This window comes from Janthinobacterium lividum, from assembly GCF_011601275.1.
GTDB lineage: Bacteria > Pseudomonadota > Gammaproteobacteria > Burkholderiales > Burkholderiaceae_D > Janthinobacterium > Janthinobacterium lividum_E.
In genome coordinates this window covers 196,669-217,600 of sequence record NZ_JAAOLY010000012.1, presented here as the reverse complement: position 1 = coordinate 217,600, position 20,932 = coordinate 196,669, and the positions used below count along the sequence as shown (strand labels likewise).

The 20,932-nt window shown below is 63.3% G+C and carries 21 protein-coding genes; 7 read left to right on the top strand and 14 right to left on the bottom strand.

The window, feature by feature from the left end; genetic code table 11:
- Window positions 1-85: 85 nt before the first annotated feature.
- The 6 genes from GYK42_RS19110 to GYK42_RS19085 all read right to left on the bottom strand — a co-directional run bounded on the left by GYK42_RS19110 (window position 86) and on the right by GYK42_RS19085 (window position 5,866).
- Entirely contained in the window at window positions 86-985 is a 900-nt protein-coding gene (locus GYK42_RS19110) for an STM4011 family radical SAM protein (protein ID WP_346768118.1), read from the bottom strand.
- Entirely contained in the window at window positions 979-2,358 is a 1,380-nt protein-coding gene (locus GYK42_RS19105; RefSeq protein WP_166448790.1) for an STM4012 family radical SAM protein, read from the bottom strand. Before GYK42_RS19105 ends, GYK42_RS19110 begins: the two co-directional genes overlap by 7 nt.
- Entirely contained in the window at window positions 2,355-3,197 is an 843-nt protein-coding gene (locus GYK42_RS19100) for an STM4013/SEN3800 family hydrolase (RefSeq protein WP_046685110.1), read from the bottom strand. The genes GYK42_RS19105 and GYK42_RS19100 overlap by 4 nt, the downstream gene beginning before the upstream one ends.
- Entirely contained in the window at window positions 3,190-4,266 is a 1,077-nt protein-coding gene (locus tag GYK42_RS19095) for an STM4014 family protein (protein ID WP_166448789.1), read from the bottom strand. Before GYK42_RS19095 ends, GYK42_RS19100 begins: the two co-directional genes overlap by 8 nt.
- A gap of 6 nt (window positions 4,267-4,272) precedes the next feature.
- The gene (locus tag GYK42_RS19090) at window positions 4,273-5,199 is read right to left on the bottom strand and encodes an STM4015 family protein (RefSeq protein ID WP_166448788.1); all 927 of its coding nucleotides are present in this window, start codon (window positions 5,197-5,199) and stop codon (window positions 4,273-4,275) included.
- A gap of 91 nt (window positions 5,200-5,290) precedes the next feature.
- Window positions 5,291-5,866, bottom strand: a complete 576-nt coding sequence (locus GYK42_RS19085) for a helix-turn-helix domain-containing protein (protein ID WP_034751403.1) — start codon at window positions 5,864-5,866, stop codon at window positions 5,291-5,293.
- Window positions 5,867-6,084: 218 nt separating this feature from the next.
- Between GYK42_RS19085 and kbl the strand changes: the two genes are divergently transcribed.
- From kbl to GYK42_RS19070, 3 genes are read left to right on the top strand one after another with little or no spacing between them, the layout of a single operon-like run.
- Window positions 6,085-7,308 (top strand): glycine C-acetyltransferase, encoded by a 1,224-nt coding sequence (kbl, locus tag GYK42_RS19080; protein ID WP_166448787.1) that lies wholly within the window; start codon window positions 6,085-6,087, stop codon window positions 7,306-7,308.
- 20 nt (window positions 7,309-7,328) lie between these two features.
- On the top strand, window positions 7,329-8,294 hold the full coding sequence (locus tag GYK42_RS19075) for an NAD-dependent epimerase/dehydratase family protein (RefSeq protein WP_166448786.1): 966 nt from the start codon (window positions 7,329-7,331) through the stop codon (window positions 8,292-8,294).
- Window positions 8,295-8,340: 46 nt separating this feature from the next.
- On the top strand, window positions 8,341-9,741 hold the full coding sequence (locus tag GYK42_RS19070; RefSeq protein WP_166448785.1) for an L-serine ammonia-lyase: 1,401 nt from the start codon (window positions 8,341-8,343) through the stop codon (window positions 9,739-9,741).
- 219 nt (window positions 9,742-9,960) lie between these two features.
- Here the strand turns inward: GYK42_RS19070 and GYK42_RS19065 are convergent, their stop codons facing one another.
- The gene (locus GYK42_RS19065) at window positions 9,961-10,701 is read right to left on the bottom strand and encodes an AAA family ATPase (protein ID WP_166448784.1); all 741 of its coding nucleotides are present in this window, start codon (window positions 10,699-10,701) and stop codon (window positions 9,961-9,963) included.
- Between the two features lie 269 nt (window positions 10,702-10,970).
- Between GYK42_RS19065 and thrC the strand changes: the two genes are divergently transcribed.
- The 3 genes from thrC to moaD are packed head-to-tail and all read left to right on the top strand — an operon-like array spanning window position 10,971 to window position 13,943.
- A complete protein-coding gene (gene thrC, locus GYK42_RS19060) occupies window positions 10,971-12,452 on the top strand; it encodes a threonine synthase (protein ID WP_166448783.1) in 1,482 nt (493 codons plus the stop codon).
- Window positions 12,452-13,678, top strand: a complete 1,227-nt coding sequence (locus GYK42_RS19055) for a molybdopterin molybdotransferase MoeA (protein ID WP_166448782.1) — start codon at window positions 12,452-12,454, stop codon at window positions 13,676-13,678. Before thrC ends, GYK42_RS19055 begins: the two co-directional genes overlap by 1 nt.
- Window positions 13,679-13,688: 10 nt before the next feature.
- Complete coding sequence (moaD, locus tag GYK42_RS19050; protein WP_166448781.1) at window positions 13,689-13,943, top strand: molybdopterin converting factor subunit 1; 255 nt, start codon at window positions 13,689-13,691, stop codon at window positions 13,941-13,943.
- A gap of 42 nt (window positions 13,944-13,985) precedes the next feature.
- On the opposite strand, the gene GYK42_RS19045 is transcribed toward moaD, so the two are convergent.
- Window positions 13,986-14,219, bottom strand: coding sequence for a hypothetical protein (locus GYK42_RS19045; RefSeq protein WP_166448780.1), 234 nt, complete (start codon window positions 14,217-14,219; stop codon window positions 13,986-13,988).
- Between the two features lie 153 nt (window positions 14,220-14,372).
- Here GYK42_RS19045 and GYK42_RS19040 point away from each other — a divergent pair, with 153 nt between their 5' ends.
- Entirely contained in the window at window positions 14,373-15,623 is a 1,251-nt protein-coding gene (locus GYK42_RS19040; protein WP_166448779.1) for a TIGR03862 family flavoprotein, read from the top strand.
- On the opposite strand, the gene GYK42_RS19035 is transcribed toward GYK42_RS19040, so the two are convergent.
- The 6 genes from GYK42_RS19035 to hpnC form a co-directional block, all read right to left on the bottom strand.
- Entirely contained in the window at window positions 15,610-16,416 is an 807-nt protein-coding gene (locus GYK42_RS19035; protein ID WP_166448778.1) for a head GIN domain-containing protein, read from the bottom strand. The two genes, GYK42_RS19040 and GYK42_RS19035, sit on opposite strands and share 14 nt — an antisense overlap.
- Window positions 16,417-16,426: 10 nt before the next feature.
- Window positions 16,427-17,215, bottom strand: a complete 789-nt coding sequence (locus tag GYK42_RS19030) for a DUF1700 domain-containing protein (RefSeq protein WP_240943665.1) — start codon at window positions 17,213-17,215, stop codon at window positions 16,427-16,429.
- Window positions 17,216-17,243: 28 nt separating this feature from the next.
- On the bottom strand, window positions 17,244-17,399 hold the full coding sequence (locus GYK42_RS19025) for a hypothetical protein (RefSeq protein ID WP_166448777.1): 156 nt from the start codon (window positions 17,397-17,399) through the stop codon (window positions 17,244-17,246).
- 130 nt (window positions 17,400-17,529) lie between these two features.
- Window positions 17,530-18,909 (bottom strand): hydroxysqualene dehydroxylase HpnE, encoded by a 1,380-nt coding sequence (gene hpnE / locus GYK42_RS19020; RefSeq protein WP_166448776.1) that lies wholly within the window; start codon window positions 18,907-18,909, stop codon window positions 17,530-17,532.
- A complete protein-coding gene (gene hpnD, locus GYK42_RS19015) occupies window positions 18,902-19,735 on the bottom strand; it encodes a presqualene diphosphate synthase HpnD (RefSeq protein WP_139092815.1) in 834 nt (277 codons plus the stop codon). Before hpnD ends, hpnE begins: the two co-directional genes overlap by 8 nt.
- A 46-nt stretch (window positions 19,736-19,781) precedes the next feature.
- A complete protein-coding gene (gene hpnC / locus GYK42_RS19010) occupies window positions 19,782-20,663 on the bottom strand; it encodes a squalene synthase HpnC (RefSeq protein ID WP_166448775.1) in 882 nt (293 codons plus the stop codon).
- Window positions 20,664-20,932: the final 269 nt, after the last annotated feature.

Below are 20,932 nucleotides of genomic sequence, written 5' to 3'. Positions count from 1 at the left end.
AGGTCGGATTAGCGCGGCATCGCCGTGCGTAATCCGACACCACCCGTCATGCCAACAATGTGTCGGATTACGCGGCGTGCCGCCGCTAATCCGACCTACGCTGGCGTGCGTGCACGATCCTCGCCAATACTCCCTCCCCAAACACCGTTTGAAACGGCAAATCCTTACGCTGTGCATAGCCGATATAGCAATCGCACTTGAAGCGCGGGCAGCGGCGCTCCTGCAGCATGTCTTCCAGTGTATCCACGTACAGATTCCCTAGTCGCTCCGGCACGAAATGGCAGCGTGTGAGTTCGCCATCGCCATCGACGGACAGCGACGCTTCGCCCGCCAGGCACGGTTTGCCGCGCGAGGGAGACGGGCGGCGGTTCTGTGCGAACCACGGGTCGATGGCGTCGAGCCAGGCCAGGTCTTGTTCGCTGTAGTAGCCGGGACCGCGCCGGTCGTAGGCATTGAGCCACAGGTAGACGTGGGCTGGCAGGGCGGCGCGCAGGGCGCGGATGGCGTCCAGGTGCTCGTTCATGGCGACGACGCCGACGGAATAGCGCACCCCCATGGCGTCCAGACGCGCGCAGCGTTCGAGAAAACGGGCCAGTGTCGTCTGGTCCGGGTGGTAGGTGCACCACAGTCCGATTTTTTCCAGTCCGTCCAATCCCTGCAGCCAGTTCAGGGGGCCGGACAGATTCGTCTGCAGCGCCACCTGGCGCACGTGGGGCAGAGCAGCCAGCGTCTGCATGGCCGCGCGGTAGTGGCGCCGCACCAGCGCTTCGCCCCAGGGCGTGAACAGAACGCTGATGTCTCGCTTTTGTGCCGCTACCCAGCTGGTAAAACGTGCCACTTCGCGCGCATCGCGGGCCAGGGTGGTTCGGCTGTCGCGCTTCTTGGCGAACGGGCAGTAGCCGCAGGCGTAATTGCAGCTCGCCAAGGTGCCCCGGTACAGCAGGGACAAGGTGCCGGGCTCCGTTGTCAGCGCAGTTGTCAGCACGCCTGGCCGCCTTCGGCCATCAGCGCGCGCACCGTATCGGATGCCAGCCACGGGCCGATGGTGTCGGCGTAGCTGTAGCCGCGGTCATTCAGGCGCAGCAGCGGGCCGTTTTCTTCCACCAGTTCCAAGGCGTGCAGCTCGGCCAGCTGCGGCAGATCAAGCTCGCAGCGGCTGCCGAAGCGCGCCGTGTAGGCGTCGCGGTCCAGGCCCGGTTCGGTCAGCAGCGACTGGATCACGTAGCGGCGGCGCTGTTCTTCCCCATCCAGCACATGGCCGTGTTCCGCCTGCCCGAAGCGTTCCTCGTCCAGCGCCAGATACTGTTCGATGATGCCGATGGTCTGCGTGCGCGCCACCGCGTACTCGCTCGAATAATGGAGGTTGGCCGTGTAGGATCGGGCGCCCGCGCCCAGGCCCACCATGCCATCGTTCTGGCAGCAGTACGAGGGACCGTTTTGTTCCGGCGCATGGGGGGCGCGGAACATGCGCATCGAGACCTGTTCATAGCCCTGGGCGCGCAAATGGTCGCGCGCGGCCGCGTACAGGGCCAGACGGCTGTCGCCGTCGCGGGCCAGCATGATGGGGTTGAGCGTTTCGGCGCCCTGGCGGCGCGCCACTTTGCCAAGACCTGTCTGTTCGCGCACGTAGAGCGGATACAGATAGATTTCCTCGGGCCGGAAGGCCAATGCGCTGTCGATGGACGCGAGCAGGCTGGCCACGGTTTGCCCGGCGATGCCGTAGATCAGGTCCAGGTTCAGGGTGGGGAAACTGGCCGCGCGTATCAGGCCGATGGCGTGATGCACGGTGGCGTTTTGCTGGGGACGGGCCAGCGCGCGCATCTCGCCGGCGGCAAAGCTCTGGATGCCCAGGCTGACCCGGTCGATGCCGTGCGCGCGGCACACGGCAAGCCGCTCGGCCGTGATGGTTTCGGGCGAGGCTTCGATGCCGGCCGGCGTCGCTTGCAGGTCGATGCCGAGGATGTCGCGCGCGCCGCACAGCAGGGTGTCCAGCTGCGCGGGAGACAGATAGGTGGGCGTGCCGCCACCGAGCGCGAAGCGGGCAAAGCGCCGTTCGCCGAGCGCCCCATTGAGGGCGCGCATCTGCACCAGCACTTGCTGCACGTAACGCTCGACCATGTCGGCGCTGGGGCGCGCCATGGCGAACAGGTTGCAAAAGCCGCAGCGCATCTCGCAAAACGGGATGTGGATGTAGGCGAAGAGGGCGGAGCGGTCCTGCCGCGCCCACAGGGGCGCCAGCTGCGCCGCCTGCGGCAAGGCGCGGTAGGCCGCCTTGTGCGGATACGAGTACGAATACGCCTGGTAGGGCGTGTGGCGCATGCGTTGCGCCAGGGTGCCCGGCTGTTCGGATGGGTTCATGATGGGGACTCCTGGGAAATGGTATCTGGCGTGAGGAAGAAGTGCGCATACGGCACCTGCCACACGCTGTCGTGGGCGACCCGGTGGCCACGGTAGCCGTCTTCGCCATAGGCGCTGCCGTGATCCGAGCAGACGATGGCAAACGTGGGCGCGCGTGCGGCGCAGGCGGCAAACAGGGGCGCCAGTGCGCCATCCACATAGCGCAGGGCCGCCGCATGGCTGTCCAGGTTGTCGGCGCGGCAGCCGGGCAGGTAGGCGCGGTTCGGCGTGTGCAGGGCGGCCACGTTGATGAATAAAAAGGTGCGCTGGTCGTTTTGCGCCAGCAGCCGGGTCGCCAGCGCTACCTGCTTTTGCGTGGAATGGCGGCTGGCCACGCCCATGCCAGCGCTCCAGTGGCTTTCCTGGAACAGCGACGGCAGCACGGTGCCCAGCGCCGTCTGTTTATTGAAGAAGCCCACGCCGCCGATGCAGATGGTGCGGTAGCCGCGCGCGGCCAGCGCGGCGGGAAGGTCCGCTTCCTCGAAGGCAAACGTGTGCGGCGAGGTGGTTTCGCTGCCCGCAAAAGCGCTGGCGAACAGGCGCGGATGGCGGCCCGGCGCGGCCGGCGTGGGCAAAAAGCCGGCGAAGAACGCCTGATGCGCGGCATACGTGAACGTGGCGGGCGAGTGGCGCTTGTCCCAGCCGCCTGGTGGCAGAAAACGTCCCAGCACGGGCAGTTCGCCCGCTTCATACAAGGCTTGCGCCACGTCATAGCGCAGGGTGTCGAGCGTGATGAAGACGATGTCGTGGCTGCCCACGACGGCGTGCATGTCGGGGATGGCTGGTGGGTCTTTAAACATGGGTCAGTTGCGCTGCGTAGGTGTCCGCGCCTTGCCACAGCAGGCCTGGCAGCAGGTCGCCGAAGGCGTTTGCTTCCAGTACGTGCCCCTGGCCTTGGCGCACGACGAGGTCGTAGCCCGTCACGTGGCTGTTCGGGAAGGCGCGCGCGGCCTGGGTGGCGGTCGCTTCCAGCGCCGCCAGGTCGGCTGCGTTCAAGAGGCCGGCCGCGTCGCCACGCCGGTTGTCGAGGTGGAGATTGGTCATCATCTGGTCGCCGATGCGCGCCACCCGGTGCGCGGGCTGGCCGGCCACGGTCACGACTCGCAGGTCGTAGTGGCTGTCGCCGCAGCGCGGCTTGTTCAGCCATGCTTCCGCATACAGCTGTTGCGCGGCCAGCGCGTCGACGAGGGCGGCGATGTCGTGTTGCGTCTCGTAGCGGGCCATCCGCTTGACGTTGAACAGACGCGCCACGCCATCGCCATGCTGCAAGGCCGCCGAGGTGGTGGCTTGCTGGCGCCCGGCCTTGTTTCTGCGGTAGGCGACGACGCCGGACGCGGACGAGCCGTAGCGCGGTTTCAGATACACGCGGTCGAGATCATGCTCGTGCAGCAGCGACTGCAGATGCTCGTAGCTGTGCACGCGGTCGAGCAGGGTGGGAATGGCGATGCCGTGCGCGGCCAGGTGGCGCTGGCAGGCCAGCTTGTCCGTCATGAGACAGATTTCGGCTGGAGCATTGAAGACGCGTATTTGCGGCATGGCCGCCAGTTGCCTCGCCAGGCCTTGCATGGCATTGGAAAAACCGGCAAACCACGCATCCATGGCCAGCAGCTCTCCATGCGCTGGCGCATCGACCGGCGGACGGTCCAGCAACCGGCAGCCGGCCTGCAGCAACAGTCGGTGGGCGGCGGGATCGTCGCCGGGTGGCTCGATCTTCAACAGGCCGGGCTGGCGCAAGGCGTCTTCCAGCCGCGCCGGCTGCGCCAGCCAGTCGCGCCACTCGAGTACTTGCGCGGGCGGCAGGCGCAGGTGCGTGCGCGCCGCCTGCATCAGGCGCACGCGCTTGCTGTCGCTGGTAGCCAGCAAAAGCATCAGGTTTTATTCGCCGACGGCGACATAACGATAGCTTTCGCCATCGTCTTCATCGGCTTCCTGCGGGTCGTCCAGCACCACGTCGAAGGGCAGCGCCTTCAGTTTGGCCTGGTTTTCTTCCGAGATGTAATGGTGCGACAGGTCCAGGCGTTTCAGTTTGCCCAGCTGCGTATGATTGAGCACGGCCACGGCGCCCAGGTCGCCGATGGTGCCCAGCGACAGGTCGAGGGTGTCGAGCTGCGCCACCAGCGGTTCTTCCGCCAGCCAGACGGCCAGATCGTCGGCGATTTCCGCGTCGCGCAAGCCCAGGTAGCGCAAGGTCGGCACGCTCAGCTGCGCCAGCACCTTGCGGTACAAGTCGACGTCGCCCGAAAAGCCATAGTCGTCCGTGCCCAGCCACAGTTCCAGGTGTTCCAGCTGGGGCATGCTCGATTGCGCCAGCGCTTCGGCGATCTTTTGATCGAGGCCGCCCGCTTCGATGGTGAAGCGGCGCAGGTGCTGGTGGGCGAACGGCTCGATGACGAGCTCATTACCGCCGCGGATGCGCAATTCTTCCAGTAGCGGGAAGGCGTCCAGCAGCGGCTTGTAGCTGCCTTGCACGATCCACGAGATTTCGCATTCCTCGTACGTCATGTCGCCGATGAACAGGGCGCGCAAGTTCGGCAACTGCGGCGCGTAAGCGATCAGCGCGGCCATCACTTCGTCGGCGCCCGATTCGTACGGGTCGCCCCACATGCCGATGATCAGCGCTTCCAGTGCGTTCTTGTCGGCTTTGGCGAGGAAGCCGGCGATCAGCTCGTCCATCTTGCGCTTGTCGTCGTACTCGAGCGACAGGCGGTAGACGATATCCTGCCCGGATTGCAGCGCAATATCAGGATCGTACTCGACGACCTTTTTTTTGTGGAAGAGGGTGGTGCTTTCGGAAATCGTCATTGCTAAGGCTCCATGAAAGACAGTGAAAATCTTGTCTAATCCAAAATCTTAGCATGGGCGAAAGAGCCTATTGCACACTGCTGAAAAGCAACTATCTATGGATCACTACCAATAATGCCTTGCCTTCCGTCTTGCCCAGGTTGCGTATCGTATGCGGCTGGTCCGCCGGATAGCGCGCAGTGCCGCCATTCTTGACCTTTTTCTTCGCCGTCCCCACTTCCAGCTCCAAGTTGCCGTGGATGACCGTCAAATGCTCGGTCGTGCCAGGGTCGTGCGGCTGCGACGCCAGTTCGCCGCCTGGCGCCAGGGTCACTTCATACCATTCGTATTTGCCCGCCAGTTCCATCGGCCCCAGGATGCGCAGCACATAGCCCGCATGGTCGCCGGGCAGGGTAGGGGTTTCGTGGGCGTCCGTGATGCGGATGGTTTCCACGGCTTTTTCCGCGCTCGACAGCAATTCGCCGATCTGCACGCCCAGGGCGTTGGCCAGGCGCCACGTGATGGCGATGGTGGGATTGGCTTTTTCGCGCTCGATTTGCGACAGCATGGACTTCGAGACGCCGGCGATGCGCGACAAATCCTCCAGTGTCAGGCCGCGCGCCAGGCGCAGCCGTTGCAGGGTGGCGCCCACTTCGGGCGGAGAATTGGTCGAAACGCTGGTTTTCATCGGCAGGTGGCTTGCAAAGTTCAAAAGGCTTGGGTAATATCCACTATATTGAATTTCAGTTCGAAATAGTGGATTTTGAGGAAAAACACGGAAACGTGTAGACTTCAAACAGCGCTTCACGGTACAGCATTGTGCGCGCACCGGTCAAGCGGCCGCTTTTCCCTATGGCGGCTGAGGTCACACGGATACCACAAACGCAGGGACACACAAGGATCATCATGAGCGAGCAAGCGAAGAACACCTTTTTCAGCGGTCTGCAACAGAATCTCGATCAACTGCGCCAGCAGGGCTTGTACAAGCCCGAGCGCGTGATCGCCTCGCGCCAGGGCGCCGAAGTGGTGTGCGACGATGGCCGTACCCTGATCAATATGTGTGCGAACAACTACCTGGGCCTGTCCGGCGACCTGCAGACGCAGGAAGCATCCATTGCCGCTACGCAAAAGTACGGCTACGGCCTGTCGTCCGTGCGTTTTATCTGTGGCACGCAAACCGTGCACAAGGAACTGGAACAGGCGATTTCCGCTTTTCTGGGCACCGAAGACACGATCCTGTACGCGGCGGCATTCGACGCCAACGGCGGCGTGTTCGAGCCCCTGTTCGATGAAAACGACGCCATCATCTCCGATGCGCTGAACCACGCTTCCATCATCGACGGCATCCGCCTGTGCAAGGCTGGCCGCTATCGCTACGCCCACAACGACATGGCCGACCTGGAAGTGCAGCTGAAAGCGGCGATTGCCGCCGGCAAGCGCCACAAGGTCATCGTCACGGACGGCGTGTTCTCGATGGACGGCACGATTGCGCAACTGGACAAGATCTGCGACCTGGCCGACCAATACGGCGCGCTGGTGATGATCGACGAATGCCACGCGTCCGGCTTCATGGGCGCGACGGGCCGCGGCACGCACGAACACCACAATGTGATGGGCCGCATCGACATCATCACGGGCACCCTGGGCAAGGCCCTGGGCGGCGCCATGGGCGGCTTTACGTCCGCGCGCAAGGAAGTCATCGACACCCTGCGCCAGAAATCGCGTCCTTATCTGTTCTCGAACACCCTGGCGCCATCGATTGCCGGCGCCTCGTTGTCGGTGCTCGAGCGTCTGGCCAAGTCGACGGAACTGCGTGACCGCCTGCATGCCAACACGGCCTTCTTCCGCAGCGAGATCGAGCGTATCGGCTTCACCATCAAGCCGGGCACGCATCCGGTCGTGCCTGTGATGCTGTTCGACGCTCCCGTGGCGCAGAAATTCGCCGCCCGCCTGTACGAACTGGGCGTGCTGGTGACGGGCTTCTTCTACCCGGTCGTGCCGATGGGCCAGGCCAGGGTCCGCGTGCAGCTGTCGGCCGCCCACACGCGCGAACAGCTGGTGCAAGTGCTGGCCGCCTTCGAGCAGGCTGGCAAGGAACTCGGTTTGCTGACCACTACCACTACCAATTAACAAGAATTCAGGAAAATAGCATGGAACGCATCTTAGTCATTGGCGCAAACGGCCAAATCGGTAGTGAGTTGGTGGGCGCGCTGGCGCAGCAGCACGGCGCGGACAACGTTATCGCCAGCGACATCGGCACGAATAATCTGTACCAGGCCAAGCGCTACGCGCAGCTCAATGTACTGGACAAGGACGGCCTGGCGAGCATCATCGCCGACGAGAACATCACCCAGGTGTACCAGCTGGCGGCCATGTTGTCGGCCACGGGCGAAGCGGCGCCGTTGAAGGCGTGGAGCCTGAACATGGATGGCTTGCTCAATATCCTGGAACTGGCGCGCGAGCGCGGCGAAGCGGGCAAACCCTTGCGCATCTTCTGGCCATCGTCGATCGCCGCCTTCGGCCCGAACACGCCGCAAGTGAACACGCCGCAAATGACGGTGATGGACCCGACGTCGATGTACGGCATCAGCAAGCTGGCCGGCGAGCGCCTGTGCGAATACTACTTCAACAAGTATGGCGTGGACGTGCGCAGCATCCGCTACCCGGGCATCATCAGCTACAAATCGCCTCCGGGCGGCGGCACCACCGATTACGCCATCGCCATCTTCCACGCGGCCTTGCGCGGCGAACGCTATGACTGTTTCCTCGATGCGGGCACCACTCTGCCGATGATCTACATGCCCGACGCTATCCGCGCCACCATCGAACTGATGGACGCGCCAGCGGCACAGATCAAGATCCGTTCCTCGTACAACGTGGCCGGCGTGTCGTTCAACCCCGAGCAGCTGGCGAAAGCCATCGTGCGCATGGTGCCGGACTTCAAGATCAGCTACAAGCCGGACAGCCGCCAGGCTATCGCCGACAGCTGGCCGCAAAGCCTGGACGACAGCAAGGCCAGCGCGGACTGGGGCTGGAAGGCGCAGATCGGCGTCGAGCAGATGGTCACGGACATGCTGGCCAATGTCGACGTGGGCCATGCCGCCAAGGCAGCCTGAGTTTTACAGCAGTACTAAAAAAACATACTAAATAAAGAGACACTACATGGACATGAGCGTATTTGACCTGTTTAAAATCGGCATCGGGCCGTCGAGTTCCCACACGGTGGGGCCGATGGTGGCGGCGCGGCGTTTTCTGGTCGAATACGGTCCGCTGGACCAGGTAGTGGGCGTCGAGGCGGCCCTGTATGGCTCGCTGGCGCTGACGGGCGTGGGCCACGCGACGGACAAGGCCGTCATTCTTGGCCTGATGGGAGAAACGCCGCAAGACGTGGCGCCCGATGAAGTCGACAGCAAGCTGGCCGCCATCGAGGCGGCCGGCGAGATCGCCTTGCTGGGCACGCACGTCGTGCCGTTCACGGCCGCTACGGGGCTGGTCTGGCACAAGAGCGAATCCCTGCCCGAACACCCGAACGGCATGCGCTTTACCTTGAAACTGGCGGACGGCAGCCGTGTCGACAAGGTGTATTACTCGATCGGCGGCGGCTTTATCCGCGAGGCTGGCGAGGCGCAAGCGGAAGCGGCCGTGGAGTCGGCCGCTGCTGCCCGCGTCGTCTTCCCCTTTGACACCATGGAGCAGCTGCTGGCGCATGGCGTGGAAAGCGGCCTGTCGATCCCGGAAATGCTGCGCGCGAACGAATGCGTCAAGCGCAGCGACGAGGAATTGAACGCGGGCCTGGACCGTATCTGGCACGTCATGCGCGACTGCATCGCGCACGGCCTGGAAACGACGGGCAACCTGCCGGGCGGCTTGAACGTGAAGCGCCGCGCGGCGAAATTGTGGCGATTGGCGCAGGAGGCGAAGGCGTCCGACAACCGTGCCAACGACTTGCCGCACGACGCCGTGCACCTGGTCAGCCTGTACGCGATGGCCGTCAATGAGGAAAACGCGGCCGGCGGCAGGGTCGTGACGGCCCCGACCAACGGCGCCGCCGGCATCATCCCGGCCGTGCTGCGCTACTACGCACAGGATTGCCGCCCCAGCGACCCGGTAGGCGGCGTGCGCCGCTTCATGCTGACGGCAGCGGCCATCGGCATGCTATGCAAGCGCAATGCGTCGATTTCGGGAGCCGAAGTCGGTTGCCAGGGCGAAGTGGGCGTCGCCTGCGCCATGGCGGCGGCCGGGCTGGTGGCGGCCTTGGGCGGCACGAATGAACAGATCGAAAACGCGGCCGAAATCGGCATCGAACACCACCTGGGCATGACCTGCGACCCGATTGGCGGCCTGGTGCAGATCCCGTGCATCGAGCGTAACGGCATGGGCGCCGTGAAAGCCATCACGGCCGCCTCGCTGGCGTTGAAGGGCGACGGCACGCACTTCGTCAGCCTCGACGAAGTCATCGAAACCATGCGCCAGACGGGCGCGGACATGCAGGACAAGTACAAGGAAACGTCCTTGGGCGGCCTGGCCATCCACGTCATCACGGTGAACCACGCCGCCTGTTGAGGGTGACGCGATAAACCTACTGCGCAGCCCACTTTCGCGTCGGCGTTGCTCGCCGTACCTTCGTACGGCTGTGCTACTCAACGCGACATTGGGCTTGCTCGCTACGGTTTCTCGCGCCGCCGCGACGTTCCGTGCGACTCATTAAAATCGTGTCGTCGGCGTAGGTCGGCTTAGCCCGCAGGGCGTAAGCCGACATCACCAAAGCAGCAAACCACCAGCTCACTCCTCCTCAAACAACTGCTCCAGCCTGCGCGGATAGTTATTCAAAAAATCGCGCGTGACCGCATAGTGTTCCGTGTCTTCATACGCCACCTCATGGATGCCGCCGCCTGTAAACATCAGGATTTTCGCGTTCGGGTAGGCGAGCAGAATCGGCGAGTGGGTGGCGATGATCAGCTGCGAGTCGTCCTGCACCAGCTGGTGGATCACGGACAATGCCGCCATCTGGCGGCTCGGTGACAGGGCCGCCTCGGGTTCGTCCAGCAGATACAAGCCTTTTCCCCGCAGCTTGTTGATCAATGTCGCCATGAACGCTTCGCCGTGCGATTGCGCATGCAGCGACTTGCCGCCATAGCTGGCCAGGTATTCGGGCATCTCGTCCATATAGGTGGCTACATTGAAAAAGCTTTCGGCGCGCAGGAAATAGCTGTCTTCCGGTTTCTTGTAGCTCTTGCTCAGGCGCAAGTGCGCGTGCAAGCCCGATTCCTCGTCCGACGGCAGGGCGATGCGCACGTTGCGCGTGCCGCCATCCTTGCCGAAGCCCAGCGCCACGGCCAGCGCTTCGAGCATGGTCGACTTGCCGCTGCCGTTCTCGCCCACGAAAAACGTCACGTCGCGGTGGAAGTCCATGTGCACGAAGTCGCGGATGGCGGGGATGGTGAACGGATAGTGGTCCAGGTCGACGACGGCGTCGGAGCGCAGCGCGGCGCTTTGCAGATACGGTTTTTTACTCAGCGACATGGCCGGTTCTCGACTCCAATAATGGTCATAGCAAGGGATACTCAGCACAGTGTGGCGCAAATCGGCGGCGCGCGCCAGTGTGTACGCCAGCCATGTTCGCCTGGCTTGATCTGATGCATTATGGCTGGTTTGATAACACTCAGGCTATCCAATTGTCACATTCAGACCTGGCTGGCGCCACGCGATTCGCCTTGGACGGCGGCTGGCACTATAATATCCGCTGCCATTCATGATCAACCGCACTCAGCTCAACTGGACTCTTCAAATTTATGCATTACGTGTCTACCCGCGCTGATAAAGCGCCATCGAATCTGCAGCAATTCTCCGACATCCTCCTGGGAGGCCTGGCCCCCGATGGCGGACTGTATCTCCCTGAACACTACCCGCAAGTCACTGGTGCCGAGCTCAACGCCTGGCGCACATTGTCGTATGCCGACCTGGCATTCGAAATCCTGAAGAAGTTCGCCACCGATATCCCGGCCGCGGACCTGAAGGCACTGACGGCGAAAACCTATACCAAGGCAGTCTACAAGAACGCCCGCGCCGGCGAAAACGCGGCCGACATCACGCCGCTGCGCGTGCTGGAAGAAAACATCGTCAAGGGCGGATCGACCACCCTGATGCTGCAGGCGCTGTCGAACGGCCCGACCCTGGCCTTCAAGGACATGGCCATGCAGTTGCTGGGCAACCTGTTCGAATACACCTTGGCCAAGCACGACGCGGAACTCAATATCTTCGGCGCCACGTCGGGCGACACGGGCAGCGCGGCCGAATACGCGATGCGCGGCAAGAAGGGCATCCGCGTCTTCATGCTGTCGCCGCACAAGAAAATGAGCGCCTTCCAGACGGCGCAGATGTTCAGCCTGCAAGACCCGAACATCTGCAACATCGCCGTCGAAGGCGTGTTCGACGACTGCCAGGATATGGTGAAAGCCGTATCGAACGACTTGCCGTTCAAGGCAAAACAGAAGATCGGCACCGTCAACTCCATCAACTGGGCGCGTGTCGTGGCGCAAGTCGTCTATTACTTCCGCGGCTACCTGGCGGCCACCACCAGTAACGAGCAAAAAGTGTCGTTTACGGTGCCATCGGGCAACTTCGGCAATATCTGCGCCGGCCATATCGCCCGCATGATGGGCTTGCCGATCTCGAAACTGGTGGCGGCGACAAATGAAAACGACGTGCTCGACGAATTTTTCCGCACGGGCGTCTACCGCGTGCGCAAGTCCGCCGAGACGTACCACACCAGCAGCCCGTCGATGGATATCTCGAAAGCATCGAACTTCGAGCGCTTCGTCTACGACCTCGTGGGCCGCGACAGCGACCGCGTGCGCGCCTTGTTCACGAAAGTGGAAACCCATGGCGGCTTCGACTTGTCGGGCAAGCCTGGCAGCGATGGCGATGAATTCAAACTGGTGGCCAAGTATGGCTTCAAGTCGGGCAAGTCGACGCATCAGGACCGCCTCGACACCATCCGCGACGTGGCCGACGACTATGGCATCACCATCGACACGCACACGGCCGACGGCATCAAGGTGGCGCGCGAGCACCTGGAACCCAATGTGCCGATGATCGTGCTGGAAACGGCGCTGGCGGCCAAGTTCAACGAAACCATACTCGAAGCGCTGGGCGTGGACGCGGAACGGCCAAAGGGCTTCGAGAACATCGAAGACTTGCCGCAAAAGTTTGTTGTGATGGATGCGGACGTGGAAAAAATGAAGGCGTACATCGCCGCAAATACGGGCTTGTGATGAACGATCCGACCGCAGAACGCAAAGCCATGCTGTCGGTGGCCGAGGCGCAAGCCTTCATGCTGGGCGCGGCGCGCCCGGTGACCGAGGTGGAACTGGTCGACACCATGCGCGCCAACGGCCGCGTGCTGGCGGCCGCGCAAACTTCGACACTGAACGTGCCCGAGCGCGACAACACGCAGATGGATGGTTACGCCGTGCGCGCCGGTGACTGCGCCAGTGGCGCGGCCAGCTTGCCTGTGTCGCAGCGCATCGCGGCCGGCCACGTGGGCCAGCCCTTGCAGCCGGGGACGGCGGCGCGCATCTTCACGGGCGCCCTGATCCCGGACGGCGCCGACTGCGTCGTCATGCAGGAACAGTGCACCTTGCTTGATGGCGTGGTGACGGTCAATCACGTGCCGAAAGCCGGGGAATGGGTGCGCCGCCAGGGCGAGGATATCCGAGCCGGCGGCGAAATCCTCGGCGCGGGCCGGCGTCTGCGCAGCCAGGAAATGGGCCTGGCCGCCTCGGTGGGCCTGGCGCAAGTCCCCGTGCTGCGCAAGCTGCGCGTGGCCGTGTTTTTTACTGGCGACGAGCTGGCCATGCCCGGCGAGCCGCTAGCGCCGGGCGCCGTCTACAATTCGAACCGTTTTACCTTGCGCGGCTTGCTGGAAAACCTGGGCTGCGAGATCACGGACCTGGGCATCGTGCCCGACAGCCTGGAAGCGACGCGCGCCGTTCTGCGCCAGGCAGCCCAGGGCAATGACCTGATCATCACTTCGGGCGGCGTGTCCGTCGGCGAGGAAGACCATATCAAGCCGGCCGTGGAAGCGGAGGGACGCTTGAACATGTGGCAGATCGCCGTCAAGCCGGGCAAACCGCTGGCGTTTGGCGAAGTGCGGGATGCGTTCTTTGTCGGCTTGCCCGGCAATCCCGTCTCCAGCTTTGTCACGTTTTTGCTGTTCGTGCGCCCGTTCATTTTGCGCCTGCAAGGCGTGGCGGGGAACCTGGCGCCGCGCAGCTACAAGCTGCCGGCCGCCTTCGAGCGCCTGAAGGCGGACAAGCGCAACGAGTTCTTGCGCGCCAAGGTCAATGAGGACGGCGAGCTGGAACTGTTCGCCAACCAGAGTTCGGGCGTGCTGACGTCCACCGTGTGGGGCGACGGCTTGATCGATTGCCCGCCGGGGCTGTCGATTGCGTGCGGCGACATGCTGCGTTTTATCCCGTTTAACGAATTGCTGTACTGAGGAAGTATCGATGAAGATCAATCTGCGATTTTTTGCCAGCGTGCGCGAGCTGGTGGGCACCGGCCATGAAGTGCTGGAAGTAGTCGGGCCGCTGACGGTGGGCGCAGTGAGAGCGCTGCTGATTGCCCGCGGCGGCAACTGGGAATACGCGCTGGCGCAGGGCCGCGCGCTGCGCATGGCGCACAATCAGGTGATGTGCGATGCCGATACCGTGATCGGCGAAGGCGACGAGGTGGCGTTCTTCCCGCCCGTGACGGGCGGTTAAGAATGCCGCCTCAAGAAAATGGCCGCTGATGCGGCCATTTTTTTATCGCGACTTGGCTTTTGGCTTGTCCCCGCTGCACGTGGCACAGGCGACGGCTTTCCGGTAGCGCCAGTATTTCGAGCCGATGAAGATGGCCGACGCCACCAGCGACCACGCCAGCGCGCTGAGGATATCGGCCTGGCTGGCGCTGCCCTTGCTGTACTCGACCACCGTCAGGATGATGAATAAAATCGAGCTGGCCAGCAGATAGCGGGAAATCCAGAATCCTGCGCCCATGTGTTTCTCCTCTTGTCGTCGCGTTGTTTCGTGATTCAAAGTGCTGATCGTTGCAGCATCTCAGCGCAGTATGCATCATTTTTCGGCATTATTGCCATCTCCTGGCCCTATCTCGACTAAAATGCCGGGGTTTTCACCGTCTTCCAGCTTGCCATGACCAACTCCAGCTCCCCTCCGTTCCACATCGCCGTCATCGGCGGCGGCCCTGCCGGCCTGATGGCCGCCCAGGAGGCGGCAGGCCAGGGCGCGACGGTGGAACTGTTCGACGCCATGCCATCCGTCGGCCGCAAATTCCTGCTGGCGGGGCGCGGCGGCATGAATATCACCCATGCGGAAGACTACTGTTCCTTCATCTCGCGCTACGGCCGGCCGGCACGCTGGATCAAGCCGGCGTTGGACCAGTTCGGTCCGCAAAAAGTGCGCGACTGGGTGCACGGCCTGGGCGTGGATACCTTCGTCGGTTCCTCGAACCGCGTCTTCCCCACGGACATGAAGGCGGCCCCTTTGCTGCGCGCTTGGCTGCACCGCTTGCGCGAAGCGGGCGTGCAATTTCACATGCGCCACCGCTGGACGGGCTGGCGCGACGGCCAGCTGGTATTCGCCACGCCGGACGGCGAACGCCTGCGCGCCTTCGACGCCGTGATCCTGGCCCTGGGCGGCGGCAGCTGGGCGCGGCTGGGTTCGGACGGCGCCTGGGTGCCGCTGCTACAAGCGCAGGGCGTGGCCGTGGAACCTTTGGTACCGGCCAATTGCGGCTTCGACGTCGACTGGAGCGAGCATTTCAGCAGCCGCCATGCGGGCGAGCCGCTGACGACGGTGGCCATTTCGGCGCGCAACATCCATGACTGCATGATCAAGCGCCAGGGCCAGTTCGTCATCACGGCGGGCGGCGTGGAAGGCAGCCTGATTTATGCGCTGTCGGCCGCGCTGCGCGAGCAGATCGCCGCCGAGGGCAGCACCACCATCTGGCTCGACCTGGCGCCCGACTACACGCATGAACGCGTGTTCGAAGAAGTGACGCGCCCGCGCGGTTCCCGCTCCATGTCCAGCCATTTGAATAGCCGGTTGGGCATCAAGGGCGTGAAATCGGGCTTGCTGCGCGAATGCCTGAGTGCGGCCGACTTTGCCGACGAAGCCAGGCTGGCGGACGCCATCAAGCTGTTGCCCGTCACACTCGTACGCCCGCGTCCCATCGATGAAGCCATCAGCAGCGCCGGCGGCGTGGACTTCGACGGTGTTGACGGCAGCATGCTGCGCGCCATGCCGGGCGTGTTCGTGGCGGGGGAAATGCTGGACTGGGAAGCGCCGACGGGCGGCTATCTGCTGACGGCCTGCCTGGCCCAAGGCAAGGCTGCCGGCGAGCAGGCGGTCAGCTGGCTGGAAGAGAAGGTCAATGCCAGATGATATCGCCTGAACCGCTCTTTTGCGCATCGCGCTGGCGCGGGTTGCCGTGGACGTGAATGTCGCCGCTGCCGCGCAAGGTGAGGTTGGCGGCGTCGCGCACGAAGACCGTGCTCTGGCCGGAGCCTTGCAGGCTGACGCTGGCCTTGTCGGCAGCCAGGTGCTCGGCATCGATGTCGCCTGATCCGCTCAGGTCGGCACGGAGGAATTTCGTGTTGCCGCTGGCGGCGATGCGCCCGGAGCCCACCATTTCCAGCACCACGCTGTCGCTGTTGCCTGCGTTGATATCGAGGTCGCCGCTGCCGTTGACTGTCGCTTGTACCTGCTTGTAGCGTCCCGTGAAGCTGACGTCGCCCGAACCCGTCAATTCCAGGATAAAACTGTCGCCGGAAAATCCCGTGATCTTGCTGTCGCCATTGCCGTGCACTTCCACGCGCACGAGGGCTGGTAGCACCAGTTCCACCTGCAGCGGCTGGCGATGGTGGAACAGCATGCCTTTCGGGCCGATATGCAGGGTCGTGCCATCGGCCGTCGTATCGACGTTCGACAGCAAGCGCTGCTCGCCGCTCACTTTCAGCGATGGCGTGGCGCCGCGGCGCAGCACCAGGTCGATGGGGCCGGCCAGGTCGATGCTGTTGATATTGACGGCAATCGGGCGCGTTTCGCTGCGCACGGCGCGGCCGGCAGCGCTGCTGGGATTGCTGATCCCCTTGGCGCGCAGCGCCGCATACGACATGGCGATCAGGACCATGGCCAGCAAGAGCATGGACAGGCCAACTTTGAGCAAGCGTTTCATGGCAGCCTTTCTAGTGACCTTTGAGCAGGGAGACATTCATGGCGACATAGCGTTTGATACCGATCAAGGTATAGCGCGTGACGACCAGACTGAGCAGGAAGATGGCGATGCCGCCGAGTAGCATGCCCACGCCGAAGACGGTTTGCGTGGTGCGCGCGTCGCGGTCCATGTCGGTGGAGATGCGGATGCCGCCGCCGGCCAGCGCTTCGGCCCGCTCCATCACGCGCGATGTGGCGCCCGGCGCCTGGGGCTCGGACTCCGCTTTGACGGGGCCGGGCAGGTGGTCCACTTCGATGCCTTTGTCGCCGATGGTGATGCGCGTTTCGCGCCGTTCGCCGCCTTCGCCGCCGTCATCGTCATGGATGAAGACGTGGCGCAGCGGGCCATCGAGCACCAGTTCGTTGGCGCCGGACAAGCCGCTGGCCGTGATGGCGATGCCGGCCAGGTAAAAGCTCAGGCCGACGGCATACAGTGCGGCCAGCAGGGCCGCGTAGACGGCGGCGGGCACGACCATGAACAAGTTGAAGATGGTCAAGCCGACGAGCGAGACGAGCAGGCGCAGCAGGTTGACGGGCGTTTTCTTTTGCTCGAACGCCTGGCGGTGGGTGCTGCTGCGCAAGGTGAGGGCGATCTTTTTCGGGTCGCCCAGGTCGTCGGCGATTTCGTGCTCGCTGCGGCCGGCCGCCGCGCCTTCGATGAAGGTCTGTTCGTAATAATCGAGGGTCTTGGCCACCAGGTCCGGTGGCAAGCCTTCCAGCGCGCGCCGCAGTGCGTCGAGATAATCTTGCTTGTTCATCATATTCTTCCTGTCAGTCCGCTTTGCCGCTTCAGCCCATGGCCGGCAGCAGCATGCTTGCCTGGCTCAGCAGCAATGGCGCATGGGGCGCCTGCTGTCCGTTGATGACAATCAAGGTGGCCAGCGCCACACAAGCGAGCAGCGCCACGGCTTTCAAGCTATTTTTCAAGTGCAAGGTGGTGTGCATGGTATTCCCCGTGGCATGGCCGTTGTCGATGATCAGACTGTACCCAAGCGCACGCGGGCGCACCAGTGCGGTGCGACAGAATGCAATTTCGCGGGGGCGAGCGACACCAGGGGAGGATGCACCGTCAAGCCTACTTTGCCGTCTTGCCCGTGATGACGGCTTTGGCCGCCGCCACGCCGCTGCGCACGGCCGCCTCGATGGTGGCCGGATAATCTTGTGTGCGGTCATCATTCGTCGTGTAGTCGCCGGCCAGCAGCAAGCCCGGCACGCCGCTGGCGTTGCCAGGGCGGGCCAGGTCCGGCGTGCAGGCAAAGGTGGCGCGCTTTTCCGTGATCAGTTGGGTCCAGGCAGGTTGCGCCAGTTCCGGGCGTTGCAGCACCTGCGCCAGTTGCGCCGCGATGGCTTGCGCAAGCGGGCCATGGCCTTGCTCGGCGGCATTGCCCGAGGCGCTGATGACGACGGCCAGCAAGCCCGCCTGCTTGCTGTCGAGCTGGCCCCGGTCAAAGACGAACTGGCCCCAGTGCTGTTGCCCCGGCGTATCGACGAGGGCGTAGAACGGCAAGTCCAGGCGCACCGCGGCGTCGTATTGCAGGTAGCAGGTGCTGATGGCTTCCGGCGTGAAGGCTTGCATGCAGTCAATAGCATCTTTGAGGCGTGCATCGTGCAAGCCTTGCAGCAGGCTGGCCGCCTGCACGGACGAGGTGGCGATGATGACGCCGTCGTAAGTGCCGGACTCATCGACGCTGTCATCGAGCCGCCAGCGGCCATCGGCCAGCGCCTGCAATGCATCGACCTTGGCGCCCGGGCGCACTGTACCGCCATGCCGTTCCACATAGCGGGCGGCCGCGTCCGGCAACAAGGTACTCAAATCCGCCTTCGGTATCAGCATGTCGGACGCGCGGCGGCGGGATGCGCCCAGGCTGTCGCGCAGCACGTTGATGAAGACGCGGGCCGAGGCCCGCTCGGGCGGAGTATTCAATGCGGCCAGGCACAGCGGATGCCACATCAGCCGGTTCAGGCGATCGGTCTGGTCGAAGCGCTGCAGCAGTTCGCTGACCGTGCAATCGTTATACAGCTGCCAGCCCATCCAGCGCATGGCGGTGGAAAAACGCATCAGGGCCAGCTTGTCGGCTCGCAATAATCCCTTGGCGCGCAGCAATGCCCACGCCAGGTGCAGCGGCGCGGGCAGGCGCGGCGCGATGAAATTCATGCCGCCCGAGTCCGCCGGATAGCGCATCTGCAGGGGCACGGTGAGGATCAGTTCGCCAGGGTCTTGCCCCGCGAGCTTAATCAGGCGCAAGGTTTCCGTGTACGCGCCCAACAGGATGTGCTGGCCATTGTCGAGCGTTGTATTTTCTCTCTCGACGCGGCGTGCGCGGCCGCCCAGGGTGCGCGCCGCCTCGAACACGGTCACCGAGTGGCCGGCGCGCGTCAGCTCCATGGCCGCCGCGCAGCCAGCCCAGCCGGCGCCGATGACGGCGTAGCGTTGCTTCACGGCCTGATCAGCCACGAACCCAGGTTTTCCAGGCCAGCCACAGTTTGCGGATCGGCGTGAGCGAAATGCGCTGTTTCAGCACGTGGTAGCCGTCGCGCTCGACTTCATTGAGCAGGGTCCGGTAGATGGCGGCCATGATCAGGCCCGGGCGCTGGGCGCGGCGGTCTTCCGCCGGCAGCAGGGCGAATGCTTCGTCATACGCCTTCTGCGCACGTGCTACCTGGAAACGCATGAGGTTTTCAAAGTTTTCGCTGTGGCGCGCGTTCAGCAGGTCGGCCGCCGTCACATTGAATTGCTGCAATTCGCTGATCGGCAAGTAGATGCGCCCCTTGCGCGCATCTTCGCCCACGTCGCGGATGATGTTGGTCAGCTGGAAGGCGTGGCCCAGTTTTTCCGCGTACAGCAGGGTTTCCGGGCGGGTCGCGCCGAAGATGCTGGCCGACAAGATACCGACGACGCTGGCCACGTGCCAGCAGTAACGGCTCATGGCCTGGTAATCGAGGTAGCGGGTCTGGTTCAAGTCCATTTCCATGCCGTCGATGATGGCCTGCAGATGCTTTTCTTCCAGTTTATAAATGTCCAGGTGCGGCTGCAGCGCCCGCATCACGGGATGCGTGGGGTTGCCCTCGTACATGGCCTTGACTTCCTTGCGCCACCAGACCAGCTTGGTGCGTGCCACGGCTTCGTCCGTGCATTCATCGACCGTATCGTCGACTTCGCGGCAGAAGGCGTACAGGGCCGTGATGGCCTTGCGGCGCTCGGCCGGCAGGAACAGGAAGCTGTAGTAGAAGCTGGAGCCGCTCTGGGCGGCCTTTTGTTGGCAGTATTCGTCGGGAGACATAGTCAAAAGAGCAAGGGTTGCAGATCGAAGCCGCTATTCTATCGTCTTACAGAGTGGGCGACGGGGGAAAAGCCGTTTTTACTTGTGTCTCTTGATGCAGGCTTTTGCGCGACATGCGCAGGGCGCGCCAGAAAATGATCAGCCAGTCGCGTTTCTCCAGGTTGGGACGGCGTCGGAACACGTCGTAATTGACGGCTTCGATGCACTCGAGAATGCGCAAGCCCCCTTGCACCACCAGGCGCAGTTCCCAGCCGATGCGCCCGCGCAAGCGCAGGGCCAGCGGCGCGCCGGACAGCATCAGGGCGCGGGCGCGGGCCACTTCGAAGCGCATCAGGGCACTCCACTTTCCGTGCGCCTCGGGCCGCTCGAAGGCGGCGGCGGAGACGGCAAAGCGGCTCAGGTCTTCCATCGGCAGGTAGATGCGCTCTTTTTGCTGGTCGATGGCGACGTCTTGCAAGAAATTAATTAGTTGCAAAGCTGAACATATCGCATCGGAATCGCGTACATTCTGTTCATCGGCCGCACCATACAGGTGCAGCATCAGCAGTCCCACGGGGTTGGCCGAGCGGGCGCAGTAATCGAGCAGATCCTCGTAGCTGGCGTAGCGCGTCGTTTCCACATCCTGCTTGAAGGCGGACAACAAATCGTGGAATGGCTTCAGCGGCAGCTGATGTTTGGCGATGACGCCAGCCAGGCGTTCGAACATGGCGGCGTTCTCGCCGGCATGGCCTTCCTGGCGGGCGATGCGGCCCAGCGCCTCTTCGTAGGCGTGCAGGGCGACCAGGCGCGCGGCCGGCGTGGCGTCGCCTTCATCGGCCAGGTCGTCGGCGCTGCGGGCGAAGGCATAGATGGCTTCGACGGCGGGCACCAGGCGGCGCGGCAGTAAAAATGATGCAACAGGAAAATTTTCGTAATGGTCTACAGGCATGAACACACTTCTCTAGTCTTGCGTTTGTCCGGCACCGCTCAAACGGTGGAATGGGGCCGGGCGTTGTACGTCTCAAGATTAATGACGCAAAAGTCACTAAAAACTTTTACGCACGATTATAATTAATAACCAGAAAGTCATTAGCGGTAAATCACTCGCCGCCATGACCAAGCTGATATTGTCACAAATTTAAGGATATCGCGTGCGAAAAAGTTTGGCTTAACCCAAAGGGCAAGCAAAAAGTTTCTCCGCATAAAAATATTGCAGTC

Coding starts and splice junctions, on each gene's coding strand:
- GYK42_RS19105 (WP_166448790.1), bottom strand. CDS start 2,358: ATGAACCCATCCGAACAGCCGGGCACCCTGGCGCAACGCATGCGCCAC.
- GYK42_RS19100 (WP_046685110.1), bottom strand. CDS start 3,197: ATGTTTAAAGACCCACCAGCCATCCCCGACATGCACGCCGTCGTGGGC.
- GYK42_RS19095 (WP_166448789.1), bottom strand. CDS start 4,266: ATGCTTTTGCTGGCTACCAGCGACAGCAAGCGCGTGCGCCTGATGCAG.
- GYK42_RS19090 (WP_166448788.1), bottom strand. CDS start 5,199: ATGACGATTTCCGAAAGCACCACCCTCTTCCACAAAAAAAAGGTCGTC.
- GYK42_RS19085 (WP_034751403.1), bottom strand. CDS start 5,866: ATGAAAACCAGCGTTTCGACCAATTCTCCGCCCGAAGTGGGCGCCACC.
- kbl (WP_166448787.1), top strand. CDS start 6,085: ATGAGCGAGCAAGCGAAGAACACCTTTTTCAGCGGTCTGCAACAGAAT.
- GYK42_RS19075 (WP_166448786.1), top strand. CDS start 7,329: ATGGAACGCATCTTAGTCATTGGCGCAAACGGCCAAATCGGTAGTGAG.
- GYK42_RS19070 (WP_166448785.1), top strand. CDS start 8,341: ATGGACATGAGCGTATTTGACCTGTTTAAAATCGGCATCGGGCCGTCG.
- GYK42_RS19065 (WP_166448784.1), bottom strand. CDS start 10,701: ATGTCGCTGAGTAAAAAACCGTATCTGCAAAGCGCCGCGCTGCGCTCC.
- thrC (WP_166448783.1), top strand. CDS start 10,971: ATGCATTACGTGTCTACCCGCGCTGATAAAGCGCCATCGAATCTGCAG.
- GYK42_RS19055 (WP_166448782.1), top strand. CDS start 12,452: ATGAACGATCCGACCGCAGAACGCAAAGCCATGCTGTCGGTGGCCGAG.
- moaD (WP_166448781.1), top strand. CDS start 13,689: ATGAAGATCAATCTGCGATTTTTTGCCAGCGTGCGCGAGCTGGTGGGC.
- GYK42_RS19045 (WP_166448780.1), bottom strand. CDS start 14,219: ATGGGCGCAGGATTCTGGATTTCCCGCTATCTGCTGGCCAGCTCGATT.
- GYK42_RS19040 (WP_166448779.1), top strand. CDS start 14,373: ATGACCAACTCCAGCTCCCCTCCGTTCCACATCGCCGTCATCGGCGGC.
- GYK42_RS19035 (WP_166448778.1), bottom strand. CDS start 16,416: ATGAAACGCTTGCTCAAAGTTGGCCTGTCCATGCTCTTGCTGGCCATG.
- GYK42_RS19030 (WP_240943665.1), bottom strand. CDS start 17,215: ATGATGAACAAGCAAGATTATCTCGACGCACTGCGGCGCGCGCTGGAA.
- GYK42_RS19025 (WP_166448777.1), bottom strand. CDS start 17,399: ATGCACACCACCTTGCACTTGAAAAATAGCTTGAAAGCCGTGGCGCTG.
- hpnD (WP_139092815.1), bottom strand. CDS start 19,735: ATGTCTCCCGACGAATACTGCCAACAAAAGGCCGCCCAGAGCGGCTCC.
- hpnC (WP_166448775.1), bottom strand. CDS start 20,663: ATGCCTGTAGACCATTACGAAAATTTTCCTGTTGCATCATTTTTACTG.